The organism is Cyanobium sp. ATX-6F1 (assembly GCF_047395825.1).
GTDB lineage: Bacteria > Cyanobacteriota > Cyanobacteriia > PCC-6307 > Cyanobiaceae > ATX-6F1.
On sequence record NZ_JBCEBF010000001.1, the window covers coordinates 963031 to 979832 of the forward strand.

11 protein-coding genes and 4 pseudogenes are annotated in these 16802 nt (G+C 65.6%); 8 read left to right on the top strand and 7 right to left on the bottom strand.

The window, feature by feature from the left end:
* Position 1: 1 nt before the first annotated feature.
* Both AAF143_RS05825 and AAF143_RS05830 read right to left on the bottom strand, forming a co-directional pair.
* Complete coding sequence (locus tag AAF143_RS05825) at positions 2-427, bottom strand: phage holin family protein (protein ID WP_255009172.1); 426 nt, start codon at positions 425-427, stop codon at positions 2-4.
* Positions 428-498: 71 nt separating this feature from the next.
* Positions 499-1265: pseudogene (locus AAF143_RS05830) on the bottom strand (DUF561 domain-containing protein).
* Between the two features lie 162 nt (positions 1266-1427).
* Between AAF143_RS05830 and tilS the strand changes: the two are divergent.
* The 3 genes and pseudogenes from tilS to AAF143_RS05845 all read left to right on the top strand — a co-directional run bounded on the left by tilS (position 1428) and on the right by AAF143_RS05845 (position 2948).
* Positions 1428-2092, top strand: a pseudogene (gene tilS / locus AAF143_RS05835) (tRNA lysidine(34) synthetase TilS).
* On the top strand, positions 2059-2334 hold the full coding sequence (locus AAF143_RS05840; RefSeq protein ID WP_414026640.1) for a hypothetical protein: 276 nt from the start codon (positions 2059-2061) through the stop codon (positions 2332-2334). The pseudogene tilS and the gene AAF143_RS05840 overlap by 34 nt, the downstream one beginning before the upstream one ends.
* A complete protein-coding gene (locus AAF143_RS05845; protein ID WP_255009177.1) occupies positions 2334-2948 on the top strand; it encodes a hypothetical protein in 615 nt (204 codons plus the stop codon). Before AAF143_RS05840 ends, AAF143_RS05845 begins: the two co-directional genes overlap by 1 nt.
* Positions 2949-3002: 54 nt before the next feature.
* Here the strand turns inward: AAF143_RS05845 and AAF143_RS05850 are convergent, their stop codons facing one another.
* The 3 genes from AAF143_RS05850 to AAF143_RS05860 form a co-directional block, all read right to left on the bottom strand.
* Positions 3003-5051 carry a ribonuclease J gene (locus tag AAF143_RS05850; RefSeq protein ID WP_255009179.1) on the bottom strand — a complete coding sequence of 683 codons (2049 nt, stop codon included), beginning with the start codon at positions 5049-5051 and terminating at the stop codon, positions 3003-3005.
* A gap of 89 nt (positions 5052-5140) precedes the next feature.
* Positions 5141-6046, bottom strand: coding sequence for a 4-hydroxy-tetrahydrodipicolinate synthase (gene dapA / locus AAF143_RS05855; protein WP_255009181.1), 906 nt, complete (start codon positions 6044-6046; stop codon positions 5141-5143).
* A 42-nt stretch (positions 6047-6088) separates the two neighbouring features.
* The gene (locus tag AAF143_RS05860; RefSeq protein WP_414026641.1) at positions 6089-7105 is read right to left on the bottom strand and encodes an aspartate-semialdehyde dehydrogenase; all 1017 of its coding nucleotides are present in this window, start codon (positions 7103-7105) and stop codon (positions 6089-6091) included.
* Between the two features lie 330 nt (positions 7106-7435).
* Between AAF143_RS05860 and tig the strand changes: the two genes are divergently transcribed.
* The 5 genes and pseudogenes from tig to AAF143_RS05885 all read left to right on the top strand — a co-directional run bounded on the left by tig (position 7436) and on the right by AAF143_RS05885 (position 13715).
* The gene (tig, locus tag AAF143_RS05865; protein ID WP_255009191.1) at positions 7436-8878 is read left to right on the top strand and encodes a trigger factor; all 1443 of its coding nucleotides are present in this window, start codon (positions 7436-7438) and stop codon (positions 8876-8878) included.
* A gap of 76 nt (positions 8879-8954) precedes the next feature.
* Positions 8955-9611: an ATP-dependent Clp endopeptidase proteolytic subunit ClpP gene (gene clpP, locus AAF143_RS05870; RefSeq protein WP_315859627.1), complete on the top strand. Its 657-nt coding sequence runs from the start codon at positions 8955-8957 to the stop codon at positions 9609-9611.
* Positions 9612-9699: 88 nt separating this feature from the next.
* Positions 9700-11051, top strand: a pseudogene (gene clpX, locus AAF143_RS05875) (ATP-dependent protease ATP-binding subunit ClpX).
* A gap of 105 nt (positions 11052-11156) precedes the next feature.
* On the top strand, positions 11157-11819 hold the full coding sequence (locus AAF143_RS05880; protein WP_414026642.1) for a lecithin retinol acyltransferase family protein: 663 nt from the start codon (positions 11157-11159) through the stop codon (positions 11817-11819).
* 33 nt (positions 11820-11852) lie between these two features.
* Positions 11853-13715, top strand: a pseudogene (locus AAF143_RS05885) (DNA polymerase III subunit gamma/tau).
* A gap of 6 nt (positions 13716-13721) precedes the next feature.
* Here the strand turns inward: AAF143_RS05885 and AAF143_RS05890 are convergent.
* Both AAF143_RS05890 and glsA read right to left on the bottom strand, forming a co-directional pair.
* A complete protein-coding gene (locus AAF143_RS05890) occupies positions 13722-15587 on the bottom strand; it encodes a PAS domain S-box protein (protein ID WP_255009199.1) in 1866 nt (621 codons plus the stop codon).
* Between the two features lie 193 nt (positions 15588-15780).
* A complete protein-coding gene (gene glsA / locus AAF143_RS05895; protein WP_414026643.1) occupies positions 15781-16764 on the bottom strand; it encodes a glutaminase A in 984 nt (327 codons plus the stop codon).
* Positions 16765-16802: the final 38 nt, after the last annotated feature.

The window sequence follows — 16802 nt, forward strand, 5'->3', positions numbered from 1 at the left end:
CTCAGGCCACCGCGCCGCTGACGAGGGCGCTGGCGCGGGTAAAGCCCACCTCAAGTCCCAGGAAACGGAGAATCAGGACGCTGACCACGGTGTAGACCACGGCGCCGAGGATGGCACTCACCAGGCCGTTCTTGAGCCGGAACCCGGGAATCAGCCAGGCCGCCAGGCCGAAGAGCACCACCGTGATCACCCAGTTGTAGAGGGCGCTGATCGGGGTCACGAAGCCGCCGAGGCTGGTGAGGGCCCAAGGCAGGGCCAGCAGCAACTTCAGGGGCCAGATCAACAGCGTGCCCAGCAGACCGATCACCACCGCCGACAGCATGGCGGTGCCGAAGTTCTCGAGCTCAACACCCAGGGGCAACCAGCCCACCAGCAGCAGAACCGCAGCCCGGATCGGCCACTGCAACAGCCAGACGAAGGCACCCATGGGTCGACAGGTAATTTTCCTTGAGGCTAAGCAGCCCCAGCCGGAGCCAACAACGGCCGGTCCACAGGGCGTTACGAAACGGCGCCGATCGGAGCCACGACGGCGCCGCTGAGGGCTTCCCTCAAGGAGCGCACCACGGCCACCATGGCCAGCTCATCGCCCAGCCGGTTGACGGCCGAGCCCACGCCCACCCCGGAGGCCCCGGCCGCGATCGCCATCGGCAGGGTCACCGCCGAGAGGCCGGAGGCGCAGAGCACCGGCAGCTCCACCACCCGGCTGAGGGCATGGGCGGCGGCCAGGGTGGGGGCGGCCTTCTCGATCAGGCCGAGGACTCCGGCGCTGAAGGGCCGAGCACTGGTGCCCCCTCGGTCTGGATCAGGTCAGCGCCGGCCGCCTGCAGATCGATCGCCAGCTGCTCCTGGAGATCAAGGCTGAGCACGTGGGGCACCGTCACTGACAGCACCACCTGCGGCAGCAAGGAGCGGGTGCGGCGGGCGAGCTCGAGAACCTCCTGTGCTCCGAACACGCGGCCCTCGGGGTAGAAGGCATCGAAGTTGCCGATCTCCACCAGGGCCGCGCCGGCGGCGACAGCGGCAGGGAACAGCTCGGGATCGACCGCCGAGACGCAGATCGGCAGGCCAGAGGCCGCGGCGGCGGTCCGCACCAGCCCAGGGTCGCAGGCGATGTCCAGCAGGTCCGCGCCACCGGCGGCGGCGGCCCGGGCGATGCGCCGCACAGATCCGGCGTCAAAATTGGTCAGTCCGGCGATCACCTTCAGCAGCTGTCGCGTCTCCAGCGCGCGCTGCAGGGCGGTGGGCAGGCTGGTGAGACGGGACATCGGCAACGCAGGCAGATGACGGCGATTCTCCCATCCGAACCCCCGGACTCCCGTCCCTGGAGCCCCCTGCACGGCCGTCTGCACAGGGAATTGCTGAGGCGACCCGAGTTGCTGCCGGCCGGAGAACGCTTGCTGCTGGCGGTCTCGGGCGGCCAGGATTCGATGACCCTCACCCGGCTGCTGCTGGACCTTCGGCGCCTGCACGGCTGGACCCTGCTGCTCTGGCATGGGGACCACGGCTGGCATCCCGGTTCGGCCCCCGAGGCCGAGGGCCTGCGTCGCTGGGCGACGACGGCGGGACTTGAGTTGCTGATCGAGCGGGCCGATTCCGGCCCCTGCAGCGAGGCCGCGGCGCGCCGCTGGCGCTACGACCGCCTGGCCTGCCAGGCCGCCGCCCGGGGCTGCCAGCGGGTGCTCACCGGTCACACCGCCGACGACCGGGCTGAAACCTTGCTGCTGCACCTGGCCCGGGGGCCCACCTGCGCGGCCTCAGCAGCCTTCGGCGCAGCCGGCCCCTGCTCGATCCGATCCTGCTGGTGCGGCCGCTGCTGGGAATGAGCCGCGCTGAAACCGGCCACTTTTGCGCTGAGCAGGGTTTGCCGGTGTGGGTGGATCCCAGCAACGCCGCGCTGACCTACGGCCGCAACCGGATCCGTCACGAGGTAGTACCGGTGCTGGAGGCGTTGCACCCCGGCGCCGGCCGGCGCCTGGCCGCCCTGGCCGAGCGCCTGGAGCAGGAGGGGAACCCCTGGAGGAGCTGCTGCCCCTGGCCTTGGCGGCGCTGCACCCTGGGGTGGACCCCCTGGTGCTGCGGCGCCCCGGCCTGACGGCGCTCGCGCGCGCCAGTCAGTGCCATCTGCTGGCCCAATGGCTGCGGCTCCAGAGCGGCCATGGGCTGGGGGCCCCACAACTGGAGGATCTGCAACACCGCTTGCAACCTGGCGCTGGGCCCGGCAGCCTTGACCTGCCCAGGGGCTGGCGGCTGAGCTGGGACAGGATGGAGATCCGCCTCCAGCCGCCCCCGGCCGAACGGCGGCCCGCAACGCGTCCCGATCAACCCGAGAACTGATGGCCAAACCTTTTCAGGAGTCCTACATCGACGTGGAGCGGGCCTACAGCCAGGGCCAGTTCAGAGAAGCCCTCACCCAGGCAGAAACGCTGCTCAACAACCGCCCGGAGGACGCGGACGATCTGCAGTATTCACGCCTGCAGTTGCTCAGCGGCCACATCAACCTCTACGGGCTCAAGCAGTACGACGCCGCCTCCACCTATTACGACCAGGTGGTGGAAACAAGCAAGGAACCCACCTACCGCGACCTGGCCCGGCAGGGGCTCGAAATCTGCGCCAGTGAGCGGGCCAAACCGGTCCCTGAGGCCAGCGAGGCCCCCTTCGAGACCGCCGCGTCCGGCGCCCCGGCGGTAGGAGCCACCGTGCCGGCGATGCCCTGGTTGACCAGTGATCAGGCCCCTGCCACCGCCACCGGTCCCCAGGATTTTGCTGACCCCTTCAAGCAGGCTCCTGCGGCCCCGAGCGCCGCCGATGAGGGGATCATCGAGGCGAAGGTGTTGGTTGAGGAGCCTGCCCCGAGCCCCAGCGAACCGCCACTGACGGCGGCGTCCTCCTTCAGTGCCGAGGAACTGGCCCAGCTGGCCAAGGGCCGGCTGCGGGTGATCCTGCGCTGAATCCCCCCAGAGAGGGGGAAGGGGATGGCCCCCTCACCCCTCGCTCCCTGGGTCTCAGCCTGCGGCGGTGGAGCGACGGCGGCGGGTGCGGTTGGCGGGCATCTCCGGCTCCGGATCCCGCACGGGGGTGGCTGCCGCCGTTGGCAGACCCACGGAAGTGGCGACCGGCGCCGGCACGGCTGAGGCCGACGACGGGATGGATGCCGCAGCAGTGGGTGCGGCGGCGGTCACCAATTGGCGCACGGGCGCCCCATGGACGGGCTGGGGACGGGGGACGCCTCCATCACGGTCACGGCCGCCGGAGCGACCACCCCGGGGAGCCGGACGGCTGTCGGGTTCGGCCTCGGCGCGACCCTTGTAGGCCGGTGTGCCCCCGGGGGCGGGCTGCACCAGGGCGATGATCAGGGGCTCCACCTGGAGCTCCCGGCGCAGGCGCCGCTGCAGTCCCACCTCAATTTCCCGCTGCACGCCCACCCAATCGACCTCGGGGGCTTTGCCGCCGGTGTTGCGGGCCAGCTGATTCCAGCGGTTCTCCAGCACCCAGGTGATCTCCCGCTCGGCCCAGAGCGACAACTTGCGCGCATCGGCCGTGGTGACCACCCCCCGCAGGTTGACCCGGGGCGGGGCCGCCATCACGCCGTCGGTGCTGATCACAGCCAACAGGGTGATCACGCCATCTTCCGCCAACTGCTGGCGTTCCTTGAGCACCCGGGCATCGACGATGCCGTTGCGGGAGGCATCGAGCAGCTCGATGCCCGCCTTGACCGGATCGCCCTTGTGGATCGAGTCGGGGGTGAGCTCGACCACGTCGCCGTTGTCGATGATCAGGATGTTGTCGGCCGGCACACCCATCGACTGGGCGGTCTTGGAGTGGGCGATGAGCATGCGGTGCTCACCGTGCACCGGCACGAAGAACTTCGGCCGGGTGAGCGCCAACATCAGCTTGTGATCCTCCTGGCAGCCGTGGCCGGAGACGTGGATGCCCTCGCCCTTGCCGTAGACCACCTTGGCTCCGAGCATCATCAGCCGGTCGATGGTGTTCACCACACAGATGGTGTTGCCGGGGATCGGGCTGGCCGAAAAAATGATCGTGTCGGTGCTCTTCGCCTGCACCTGGGGGTGCTCACCGCGGGAAATGCGGCTCAGGGCGGCCAGCGGCTCGCCCTGGCTGCCGGTCATCAGCAGCAGGGTCTCGCGGTCGGGCAGATCACGGATCTGCTTGATCGGCACGAACAGCTCGTCGGGGCAGCGGATGTAGCCCAACTCTCGCGCCTTGGCGATCACGTTGAGCATCGAGCGGCCCAGCAGGCCCACCTTGCGGCCATGCTTGAGCGCCAGCTCCAGGATCATCGAGACCCGGTGCACCGAACTGGCGAAGGTGGTGACGATCACCCGACCTTCGGCGGCGCCGATGTGGCGATCGAGGTTCGGGAACACGGCCCGCTCGGGGGGCGTGAAGCCCGGCAGTTCGGCGTTGGTGGAATCGCTGAACAGGCAGAGCACCCCCTGCTCGCCGTAGTGGGCCATGCGCTGGATGTCGAAATATTCGCCATCCACCGGGGTGTGGTCGAACTTGAAGTCACCGGTGAACACCACCACCCCGGCGGGGGTGGTGATCGCCAGGGAGAAGCTGTCGGCGATCGAGTGGGTGTTGCGGATGAACTCCACCTTGAAATGCTGCCCCACCTGCACCACATCCCGCGGGCTCACGGTCTGGATGATGGTGCGATCGGTGACGGCCGCTTCCTCCATCTTCCCCTGCAGCATCGACATCGCCAGCCGCGGGCCATAGATGACGGGGATGTTGAAGTTCTTGAGGTGGTGGGGGATGCCACCGATGTGATCTTCGTGGCCGTGGGTCACGATCATGCCCCGGATGCGCTTCTGGTTCTCGCGCAGGTAGCTGGTGTCGGGCAGCACCACATTGACGCCGTGCATGCCGTCGCTGGGGAACGCCAGGCCGGCATCCACCAGCATCAGGTCGTCGCCGTACTCGAACACACAGGTGTTCTTGCCGATCTCATGGAGACCGCCAAGGGGAATCACCCGCAGACCGGGTTGCTTGGGGGAACCGTTGGTTTTGCCGTTGTTGCTGACTGTCATCGTGGAGAGATCCGGAGGGTTCCGGGTGAGAAGTGAGGGGAAATCTGTTGCTGAAGCTGGAGCGAAGCGCGCGGTGCGAAGCCTTGGCGTCAGGTAGGACGCAGGGCAGCCAGGGCGGTGGTCAGTCGGTCACGCACATCGCTTTCAGCGGAAACCAGCGGTAGGCGAGGGGCACCCACGGGCCAGCCCAACAGCTCGAGCGCCGCCTTCACCGGGATCGGGTTGGTGGTGCTGAACAGGGCCCGGGTCAGGGGCAGCAATTGATCGTGCAGGGCCAGGGCGGTGGTGTGGTCGCCGGCCAGGAAGGCGCTCACCAGCTGATGGATCTGGGGCCCCACCAGATGGCTGGCCACGCTCACAACGCCCACGGCGCCCACGGCCAGCATGGGCAGGGTGAGGGCGTCGTCGCCGCAGTAGATCGCCAGGCGGCTGCCGCAGTGCTGACGCAGCAGGCTGACCTCCTCGGTGCTGCCGCTGGCGGCCTTGAAGCTGACCACATTGGGCAGATCCAGCAGCAGGGCCGTGGTCTCGGGAGCCAGGCTGCAGCCGGTGCGGCCGGGGATGTTGTAAAGCATCAGCGGCAGCTGGGGCGCCGCTTCGGCAATGGCCCGGAAGTGGGCCGCCAGGCCCGCCTGGGGAGGCTTGTTGTAGTAGGGCACCACCACCAGGGCGCCATCGGCCCCCAGCTCAGCCGCCTGGGCCACAGCCTCGACCGCCTCGGCGGTGCAGTTGCTGCCGGTTCCCGCCAGCACCTTGACCTCGGCGGCCACAGCCCCCTTCACCGCCGCGAACAGGCGGTGCTGTTCGTCCCAGCTGAGGGTGGGCGATTCACCGGTGGTGCCGCAGACCACCAGGCCATCGGACCCTTGGGCGGTGAGGTGGCTCGCCAGCCGGGCCGCCAGCTCCAGATCGACGGAGCCATCGGTGGCGAAGGGGGTCACCATCGCCGTGAGCACCCGGCCGAAGGGTACGGGGCTGGCCGCCAATGGGCTCAAGCCACACCTCCTGCGGTCATCGCTGCGGCGCCGGTGGCCGCATCAAGGGGCGCTGGGGGGGCGCTGAGGAGGTCGCTGGGGGGAACGCAGCGCTTCGGCGATCTGGATCGCATTCAGGGCCGCGCCTTTGCGGATCTGATCGCCGCAGAGCCACAGCTCGAGCGCATGGGGATCGCTGAGGTCCTGGCGGATTCGACCCACCGCCACCAGATCCCGGCCGGTGACGTCGGTGGGCATGGGGAAGCGGTTGGTCTCGAAGTTCTCGATCAGCTCAACCCCCGGCGCCACCGCCAGCAGGGAGCGGGCCTCCTCCACCGGGAAGGGCTCACGGAACTGGATGTTCACCGCCTCGGAATGGGCCCGCAGCACCGGCACCCGCACACAGGTGGCCGACAGACGCAGATCGGGCAAGCCCATGATCTTGCGGGTCTCGTTGAGCATCTTCAGTTCCTCCTCGCAGTAGCCATTGGCCTGCAGAGGGGAGTTGTGCAGGAAGAGGTTGAAGGCCAGGGAGTGGGGCAGCACCGTGCTCACCGGTTCACCCCCTTCGAGCACGGTGCGGCTGAGCTCCCGCAGCTCCTCCATCGCCCGGGCCCCGGCGCCGCTGGCGGACTGATAGGTGCTGACCACAACCCGCTCGATCGGCCTGCGGGCAGCCAGAGGGGCCAGGGCCAACGTGAGCAGGATCGTGGTGCAGTTGGGGTTGGCGATGATGCCGCTGTGCTCGAAAGCGGCCTCGGGGTTCACCTCCGGCACCACCAGGGGCACGGCGGGATCGAGGCGGAAGGCGCTGGAGTTGTCGATCACCACGGCACCGGCCGCGGCCGCCAGGGGAGCCCACTGCTTCGACACCGAGCCGCCGGCGGAGGCCAGCACCAGATCCATCCCCTCGAAGGCGGCGGCGCTCACCGGCTGAACCGTGAGGGTCTGACCGTTCCATTCGACCGTCTGGCCGGCGGAGCGGGGAGAAGCGAGCAGGATCAGCTCGGCCACCGGAAAGTGGCGCTCGCTCAGCAGGGCAAGCAACTCCTGACCCACCGCTCCTGTGGCGCCGAGCACGACGACGCGGAGGGGGCGCTCAGGCAGGGATCGGGAGTGAGCGGTAACGGACAACGGGGTGAAACAGCGACATCAAGACGAAACCAGCCCGAAGCACCAGGAAGGCAGAGCTGAATGGGATGGCCGGAGTGGAGCGGTTGGGATTGGGTCGGGGGGTGGCGGAAGCGGACGAAAGGTGGTGAAAGCTGGAATCAGGGAAGGTCGCTGGGGGAGATGCCGGCCCGGCGTAGAACTTCAAGTTGACTGTGATCAACAATACGTGGCCGTGCGTCCCTTGGCGAGAGGGCCGCTTTCTAGGATCACAGGCTGCCCCGCCGATCCCCTGCGTCCATGAGCACCGCCTTGAAGGTCAAAACCAGCCCCAGGCCCGCCAGCCGGGTGGCGCTGGAGGTGGCCATCCCTGCCGGCCGCAGCCAGGCCAGCTATGACGCGGCCGTGGAGAAACTCAGCCGCACGGTGCGTCTGCCGGGTTTCCGCAAGGGCAAGGTGCCCCGCCCCGTGCTGCTGCAGCAGATCGGCCCCCTGCGCGTGCGCGCCACCGCCCTCGAAGAGCTGGTGGACAGCGTCTGGCGGGACGCCCTGGCCCAGGAGAAAATCGAAGCCCTCGGCAGTCCGGAGCTGAGCGAAGGCTTCGACACCCTGCTGGCGCGCTTCAACCCCGGCGAGGAGCTCACCCTCACCCTCGAGCTCGATGTGGAGCCCACCCCGACGCTGCGCGCCACCAAAGGGCTGGTGGCCGAAGCCGAGGCGGTGGCCTATGACCCGGCCCGGGTGGATGAACTGATCGAGCAGTCCCGCAAGCAGCTGGCCACCCTGGTGCCCCTGGAGGGCCGCGCCGCCGCCAGCGGCGATGTGGCGGTGGTCAATTTCACCGGCACCTTCGCTGACAGCGGCGAAGCCATCAGCGGTGGCAGCGGCGAGGCCCTGGAGGTGGAGCTGGAGGAAGGCCGCATGATCCCCGGTTTCGTGGAGGGGATCCTGGGTCAGGCCATCGGCGAGACCCGCACGATCAGCTGCACCTTCCCCGAGGAGTACGCCCAGGAGGAGGCCCGCGGCCGCGGGGCCTCGTTCGAGATCACCCTCACCGAACTCAAGGGCCGGGAACTGCCGGCCCTTGATGACGCCTTCGCCCAGCAGGCCAGCGACAAAACCACCCTGGCCGAGCTGCGCGCCGACCTGGAGACCCGGCTGCGGGAGGACGCCGAGCGCCGGGCCAAGGGCAACCGCCACGACGCCCTGCTCAAGGCCCTGGTGGTGGAGCTGGAGGTGGAGCTGCCCGAGACCTTGATCCAGCAGGAAATCCGCTCCCTGCTCGAGCAGACCGCGAGCCAGATCGCCCAGCAGGGCATGGACATCAAGAAACTGTTCACCCCTGAGCTGGTGCGCAGCCTGCAGGAGACCTCCCGGCCCGAGGCCGAGGAACGCCTGCGCCGCAGCCTGGCCCTCAAGGCCCTGGCCGCCGCCGAATCGATCGCCCTCGAGCCCCAGGAGATCGACGCCAAGGTCAAGGAGCTGAGCCAGGGCTTCAGCGACAGCGCCAACATCGACCCGGTCCGCCTGAGGGAAGCGGTGAGCGAAGACCTGCTGCGGGACAAGCTGCTGGGCTGGTTGGAAACCCACAGCACCGTGAGCGAAAAGGCCCCCGCCAGCGACGCTGACAGCGCTGATGAGGCTGGGGAAAAGCCCGCCAAGGCCAAGGCCAAAGCCAAGGGCAAAGCCGACAAGGGCGACCAATCCGAACAGGCCGGCAAGGCCAAAGCGGCCGAGGGCTGAGTCGTCCCACCGGCTCTCCCCGTCCAGTGGCGCCGAATAGATTGAATTCACTCCCCTTCCCCCTGCCGGCGCACGCGTGATCCAGGCTTTTCAATCCCACCCGATCTCGAACCGCTGGCAGGGGCCTCGGCCGGTGTCGTCCCCCGGGATCCTTCCCACGGTGGTGGAGCAATCCGGCCGCGGTGATCGCGCCTTCGACATCTATTCCCGCCTGCTGCGGGAGCGCATCATCTTCCTGGGCACCGACATCAATGACGGGGTCGCCGATTCGCTGGTGGCCCAGCTGCTGTTCCTCGAAGCCGAGGACCCGGAAAAGGACATTCAGATCTACATCAACTCCCCCGGGGGCTCGGTGACCTCGGGGCTGGCCATCTACGACACCATGCAGCAGGTGGCCCCGGATGTGGTCACCATCTGTTACGGCCTGGCGGCCAGCATGGGGGCCTTCCTGCTCTCCGGCGGTACCAAGGGCAAGCGCCTGGCCCTGCCCAATGCCCGAATCATGATCCACCAGCCCCTGGGTGGGGCCCAGGGCCAGGCCGTCGACATCGAGATCCAGGCCAAGGAGATCCTGTTCCTCAAGGACACCCTCAACGGCCTGATGGCCGAGCACACGGGCCAGCCGCTCGACAAGATCACCGAAGACACTGACCGGGACTACTTTCTTTCTCCTGCGGAGGCGGTTGAATACGGCCTGATTGATCGTGTGATGGTGGAAGCCCATCCGGTCTGATCCCGAATCAACCGAGCCGAGCCGACTCCCGCGGCTGATTCATTCCCCCAGGGCCTCCCCCTCCACTCAGAACGCAACATCCCGCGCGATGGCCAAGTTCGACGCCCATCTCAAGTGCTCGTTCTGCGGCAAGTCCCAGGAGCAGGTGCGCAAGCTGATCGCCGGGCCTGGGGTCTACATCTGCGACGAGTGCATCGATCTCTGCAACGAGATCCTTGACGAGGAGCTGGTGGAAACCCAGGGCAGTTCCTCCCGCACGGCGCTGGAAGGTTCGCGCAAGGCGCCCGCCAAGAAGAGTTCCAAACCAGCCCCCACCCTGGCCACGGTCCCCAAACCACAGGAGATCAAGGCCTTCCTGGATCAGCAGGTGGTGGGCCAGGAGGAGGCCAAGAAGGTGCTGGCGGTGGCGGTCTACAACCACTACAAACGCCTGGCCTGGCAGGGCGATGGCCAGGGAGAAACCGACCGCAGCGCCACCCGCCTGCACAAGTCGAACATCCTGCTGATTGGCCCAACGGGCTGCGGCAAGACCCTGCTGGCGCAGACCTTGGCGGAACTGCTCGATGTGCCGTTTGCGGTGGCGGATGCCACCACCCTCACCGAGGCCGGCTACGTCGGTGAAGACGTCGAGAACATCCTGCTGCGGCTCCTGCAGAAGGCCGATCTGGATGTGGAACAGGCCCAGCGGGGGATCATCTACATCGATGAGATCGACAAGATCGCCCGCAAGAGCGAGAACGCCTCGATCACCCGTGATGTGTCGGGCGAAGGGGTGCAGCAGGCCCTGCTCAAGATGCTGGAGGGTACCGTGGCCAACGTGCCGCCCCAGGGGGCCGCAAGCACCCCTACCAGGACTGCATCCAGATCGACACCAGTCAGATCCTGTTCATCTGTGGAGGTGCCTTCGTCGGCCTCGATGAGGTGGTGCAGAAGCGCCTCGGCCGAAACTCGATCGGCTTTCTGCCCACCGATGGTCGTGGCCGCACCCGCAGCAGCCGCGAGCACCTGGCGGCCCATGCCCTGCGCCACCTGGAACCCGACGATCTGGTGCGCTACGGCCTGATTCCCGAATTCATCGGCCGCCTTCCGGTGAGCGCCGTGCTCGAACCCCTCGATACCCGCGCCCTCAAGGCGATCCTCACCGAACCCCGCGATGCCCTGGTCAAGCAATTCCAGACGCTGCTGAGCATGGACAACGTCCAGCTGGAGTTCGAACCCGAGGCGGTGGAGGCCATTGCCAAGGAGGCCCACCGCCGGCGCACCGGCGCCCGGGCCCTGCGCGGCATCGTCGAGGAACTGATGCTCGATCTGATGTACGACCTTCCCTCCAACCAGGACATGAAGACCTTCACCGTCACCCAGGAACTGGTGGAGCAGCGCACCAAAGCCAAGGTGCTGCCCCTCGCCCCTGGCGACCGTGACGCCCAGGCCTCAGCCTGAGCCTGAGCCTGAGCCTGGCGGGAACGGCAATCCCCACCCCACCGGCCCTGGGGCCTTGGGCCCGTCAGGGCAGAAGCTGAGAGCACCCCATTCCCCGCTTAAGCCTTGGCCGCCGCCGACCACCTGCAGGCCCCGCGCCAGCACGGTCTGTTCAACCACCACGGCATCGATCTGGGAGATGGCACCGTGGCCCATTACCTGGAAGGGCGCCAGATTCTGCGCAGCCCGGTGGAGGAGTTCAGCCGCGGCCAGCCTCTGATCGTGGTGCCCTACGCCGAAGCCTCCCCCGGGGTGACCCTGCGGCGGGCCATGGGGAGACTCGGGGAGCAGCGCTACAACCTGCTGTTCAACAACTGTGAGCACTTCGCGATCTGGTGCAAGACCGGTCGACACCGCAGCCCCCAGGTGGAGGACTGGCTCCACACCGGCAGCCTCGGTGCCCTGGCCATCGGCCAGTTCATGCCCGCGGCCCTGATCGCCGCGGTGCGACTGCTGCTGCGCCAGGGGCTCAACCTCGATGGCGAACAGCTGGAGCGGGGTCGGGCGTTGGCCCTGCGCAGCCTCGAGCAGCTGGATGCCCTGCGGCTGATGTTGCAGGAGCGGCTGGAGAAGGAACTGGCCCAGGCGGAGACCTGGTGGGGAGGGGGCCAGGCCTCGGTCAACGAGGGGCTGCTGCGGGCGGCCCGCAGCCTGGCCGACCAGCTCACCACCGTGGAGGAACTGGAGGGGAAGCTCAACCGGCTGCTGGAGGCCGGCAAGCCTGAGTAATCTCAGGTCCATGGCCACCCCAGGGACAGACCGATGACCCAGGCCAGTCCTTATCAGCCCCTGCACCACAAGTACAGACCCCAGAGGTTCGACCAGCTGGTGGGGCAGGAGGCGATCGCGGCCACCCTCACCCAGGCGCTGCAGCAGAACCGAATCGCGCCGGCCTACCTGTTCAGCGGTCCGCGCGGCACCGGCAAGACCTCCAGTGCCCGGATCCTCGCCCGCTCGCTCAATTGCCTGGCCAGCGAAGGGCCGACCGCGGAGCCCTGCGGCAGCTGTTCCCTCTGCACCTCCATCGCCGCCGGCAATGCCCTTGATGTGATCGAGATCGACGCGGCCTCCAACACCGGTGTCGACAACATCCGAGAGCTGATCGAGCGTTCCCGCTTCGCGCCGGTGCAGGCCCGCTGGAAGGTCTACGTGATCGACGAATGTCACATGCTCTCCACGGCGGCCTTCAACGCCCTGCTCAAGACCCTGGAGGAGCCGCCACCGCGGGTGGTGTTCGTGCTGGCCACCACCGACCCCCAGCGGGTGCTGCCCACGATTCTGTCGCGCTGCCAGCGCTTCGATTTCCGCCGCATTCCCCTGGAGGCCCTGGAGACCCACCTGCGCTTCATCGCTGGGGCCGAATCCATCGGCATCACACCCGAGGCCCTGCACGTGGTGTCCCAGCGGGCCCAGGGGGACTGCGGGATGCCGAAAGCCTGCTGGATCAACTGAGCCTGCTGCCGGCACCGATCGAAGCTGTGGCCGTGTGGGATCTGCTGGGGGCCGTGCCCGAGCAGGACCTGCTGGAACTGGCGGAGTCCCTGGCGACGGGTGAGCCCCTGGGGGTGATCGAAGCCACCCGCCGGCTGCTAGAGCGGGGACGGGAGCCCGGCGCCGTGCTCCAGGGCCTGGCGGGGTTGCTGCGGGATCTCGTCCTGGCGCGGGTGGCCCCTGAGCGCCCCGAATTGAGCAGCTTCTCGCCCCAGTTCAGGCCGCGGTTGGCACCCCTGGCCGCCGCCATCGACCCCGATCGGCTGCTGCGCTGGCAAAGCCAGCTCAAGGGCAGCGAGCAGCAACTGCGTCAAAGCGTGCAGCCCCGGCTGTGGCTGGAAGTGCTGCTGCTGGGGCTGCTGGCGGAACCGGCAGCGGCCAGTGCTTCGGCCACGGCCACCAAGGTGCCAGCGACTGCAACGGCAGCCGCTCCGGTGCGAATGGACGTGCGCGCCGCCAATCAGCCGGCGGCACCTGCACGAGTGGCACCTGCACCAGTGGCAACTGTGCCAGCGGCACCAGAGCCAGCGGCCGAGGCCGAACCCCCGCCAGTCCCGAAGATCGCCACCCCCTCCAGCGAGCGGCGAGATCCCCCTGAGCGAGCTCTGGCAACAGATGCTGGCCGCCCTGGAGCTGCCGTCAACGCGCATGTTGCTCTCCCAGCAGGCCGAGCTAGTGCGGCTGGATGGTCAGCGGGCCGTGGTGCGGGTGGCGACCACCTGGATGGCGATGGTGCAGAGCCGTCTTCCTCTGCTGGAGAAGGCGGTGGCCACCACCCTGGGGAGCCCCCGCCAACTGGTTCTGGAGGGGGCCGCTCCGGCAACCGTGCCCGCCTCGGCGATGCCTGCTGCTGCTCAGCCCCCGGCCCAGGCCAGCCCCCAACCTTCTCCCCCTGTACGACAGGCGCAAACGGCAGCTGTTCCGATCTTGCCCATCCCGAGCCCCCCAGCGCATGATCGGGCCGGGGCGGCAACCCCGGCGCCTGAGGCCGCTGCCAACGCAGGGCAGCAGCTCGCCCCTGGTGGCGCACAGACGCGCAATCCACTGGATGAAAACGCCCGCCGACTGGCGGAATTCTTCAACGGAGAGGTTGTGGAGCTGGATGGCCCCCTGGAGGATGGGGAAGCGGCCTGAGAACGTTCAGGACCAGAAGTTTTCCAGATCGAGATCTTCGATCTGCTGCTTGGCTTCGCGGAAAAATGTGCTGCTGGTCAGCTTCTCGACATCCTGTTGTTTCTTGCCCTGATCGATCTCGACCTTAAGTTCGCGCAACTGACGCTCCAGGGATTCCTCGCGCAACTTGCGATCGGTCACATCCCGCGCAATGCCCTCCAGATAGAGCGTCTTGCCGGCCGCATCCTTCACCAGCCGAGCATCCAGTTCGAGCCAGATGCTGTCGCCGTCCTCCCGTAGGGTCGAATACACGAAATCGGTCAAGGTACCATCGCGCTTCAGCCGCTCCTGAAGTTCAGTGACCACCTCAGGATTCTGAAAGAACTGAGTATTGACATCCTTCACAGACGCCAGCATCTCCTTGGTGGAGTGGTATCCGTAGATGTCCGCAAGGGCGGGATTAGCGCGCAGCAGGCGACCCTCAACACTGGACTGGAAGATGCCATCTTGAGCATTCTCGAAGATGCTGCGAAAGTTCTCCTCCGCCAAGGTGAGCTCAAGGTTCGATTGCTCCAGCGCCGTGAACGATGCCTGCAGCTGGTGGGTCATGTTGTTGAAGGAGCCCGCCAGCTGATCGATCTCGATAATCACGCTTGGATCAACTGTCTGATTGAGGTCTCCAGCCGCAAGCCGCCTGGCTGCCTGGGAAATCTTTTCAATTGGATTGGTGACCCACTGGGAGGAAGCCAGGCCAAGAAACACCGCAAACACCAACGAACCAACGCAAAGGAAGATGGTGGTCTTGGAGTTGGCCTCAATCTGGCCCATGAAATCAGCTTCAGGTGTGACCACCATCAGCAGCCACTGCAAACCCTTGCCATCTTCAAGCGGTGAAACCCTCATCAATTCCCTGTCGCCATCTAGCTTGAACTCGTATTGATGGCTCTCGTAAACGCGACTGTAGCTTCCCAAATTCTCGTTGATGACACCCATGGCGCCCCTGAGCATGGGATCGGTGGACTCACTGGCGAGCAGACGCTGTCGTTGGTCCCCTTTTCCTACGATCAGGGGCTGGTTGGGTGAAGACGAGGCGATCAGCTCACCCGTGCGCTCAAAGATGTAGACCTTGCTATTGCGGCTGACCTTCAAGGAGCGAAGAAATTGGCTGATCTGATCCAAGCTGATCTGAGTATTAAAAATCCCAAGTAGCTTGCCGCCCGGGCCAAAGTAAGGAGAAACGGCATTTAACTGAAGATTGTCATAACCAAAATTGACCGTAACAGGCCCCCAGGTGGGGCGACGGGCAGCAACTGCGGCCTTGAACAAGGGAGAGTCCTTGGCATCAAAGTTAGAGCGAACCTTCTCCACATCTGCTGGATTGCCGGAGCGATCCAGCCCGTAATAAACCAGATCTCCCGAACCTGGCTTGAGTTGAAGAGCTAGCTGTGGATCCTCATCGGAAGCAAAGCGATTGTTGGCCCAACCAATACGGATGAAGCGACCCTCACGGTCAACCAGACCTGAGTAACCGATATCGTTGAAGGCATTGACCTGCTTCCAGAGGAAGGGGCGGGCCGCATCAATGTTGTCAAATCTGATCAACCCCAGGCTGGCAGCATTCGCATTCAGCGCATTGACGCGGTGGGGAGTGTTGAGAAAATTAGTGACCCGCACCAAAACTTGTTTGGAGATCGAGTCCTGGAGCTGCGCCGCCAATTCATTGACCGCCCGCTGGCTATGGCGAAACGACAGAAAGCCAACCAGACCCACCGTGGCCACAGTCTGCAAGACAAAAGGAACCACCAAGTAGGTGCGGAGGTTCAGGCGAAAGGCTTGAAAACTCAATGCCTTGTACCAGCTGGACTTAGGTTCTAGGTGGTTCTGGGTGGTCATGCCATTAGCAGCCGTGGCCTTTGCCTATCGTTTGGTCTACTACAGCCGCACTTAAAGCTTCGGTATACAGGCATGCGCATGGACCAATGTCTATCCAACTGCCACTGCCTCAACTGAGACCAAACCAGGTGTCAACAGCAAAAGAACCCATGACCATGGTGAGTCGCCCCACGCAGCATGGACGTGCCGTAACTTACCAGCCAAGGGAGTCATGGTCTCCATTCATCCAGGTGACAAGGTCGTGCTTGGGTGTGGCCGTGTTGAACATATGCAGGCCAAAATCCCGTGAAATCTCCTCACAAACCTTGATCCCTCGGGTGCTGTTGCCCTTGGCATCGAGGGGCGGAGAATAGATGCCGATACCCAGCTTGCCTGAGGCCACCGCCGTGATCCCACCGGCGACCCCACTCTTGGCTGGAATGCCCACCCGGTAGGCCCATTCTCCCGAGGCATCGTACATGCCACAGGTGAGCATCAAACTAATCACATCTTGTACATAGCGTTCTTCGATGGCTCGAATGCCCGTGACGGGGTTCACACCGCCGTTGGCCAGGGTCGCTGACATCATGGCCAAATCCTTGGCGTTGACCAACATGGAGCATTGCTGAAAGTAAAGATCCAGCGTTTCATCAATCTTCTCGCTGACCATGGAGAAGTTCAGCATCAGAAAAGCCATGGCCCGATTGCGATGACCGGTCTCTTTTTCCGAAAGAAACACGGGGACATTAATGTCATGGGCACGGCCGGTGTAGCGCCCGAACATCTCGAGGATGCGCTTGAGGCGCTCGGTGCCGTTGCGACCCTTGATCAGATCTGTGGTAGCGATCGCCCCGGAATTAACCATGGGGTTGTAGGGGCGATTGGTCGCCTCATCAAGAATGATCGAGTTGAAGGCTTCACCCGTGGGCTCCATGCCCACTTTGCTATTCACATACTTGCGACCGTGATCTTCAAGAGCAAGACCAAAAACGAAGGCTTTTGAAATTGACTGGATCGTAAAAGTTTTATCGCAGTCTCCAACTTCGAAGGTCTGACCATCCGTGCTGACCACGCAAATCCCAAATGAATCGGCGCTGGCTAACGCAAGCTCAGGAATGTAATCAGCTACCCTGCCTTTCTTGAGGCCGCGATGCTTATTATAAAGATCATTGAGATAACTCCTGAAAGGGGAGGCCACCGCATTGATCGAGCTGGCGAGTGTAACAAAACTCCTTA

Bases quoted from the DNA above. Each gene is read 5' to 3' on its own strand.
- AAF143_RS05850 (WP_255009179.1), bottom strand. From the start codon at position 5,051: ATGACAGTCAGCAACAACGGCAAAACCAACGGTTCCCCCAAGCAACCC.
- tig (WP_255009191.1), top strand. From the start codon at position 7,436: ATGAGCACCGCCTTGAAGGTCAAAACCAGCCCCAGGCCCGCCAGCCGG.
- AAF143_RS05845 (WP_255009177.1), top strand. From the start codon at position 2,334: ATGGCCAAACCTTTTCAGGAGTCCTACATCGACGTGGAGCGGGCCTAC.
- AAF143_RS05890 (WP_255009199.1), bottom strand. From the start codon at position 15,587: ATGACCACCCAGAACCACCTAGAACCTAAGTCCAGCTGGTACAAGGCA.
- AAF143_RS05825 (WP_255009172.1), bottom strand. From the start codon at position 427: ATGGGTGCCTTCGTCTGGCTGTTGCAGTGGCCGATCCGGGCTGCGGTT.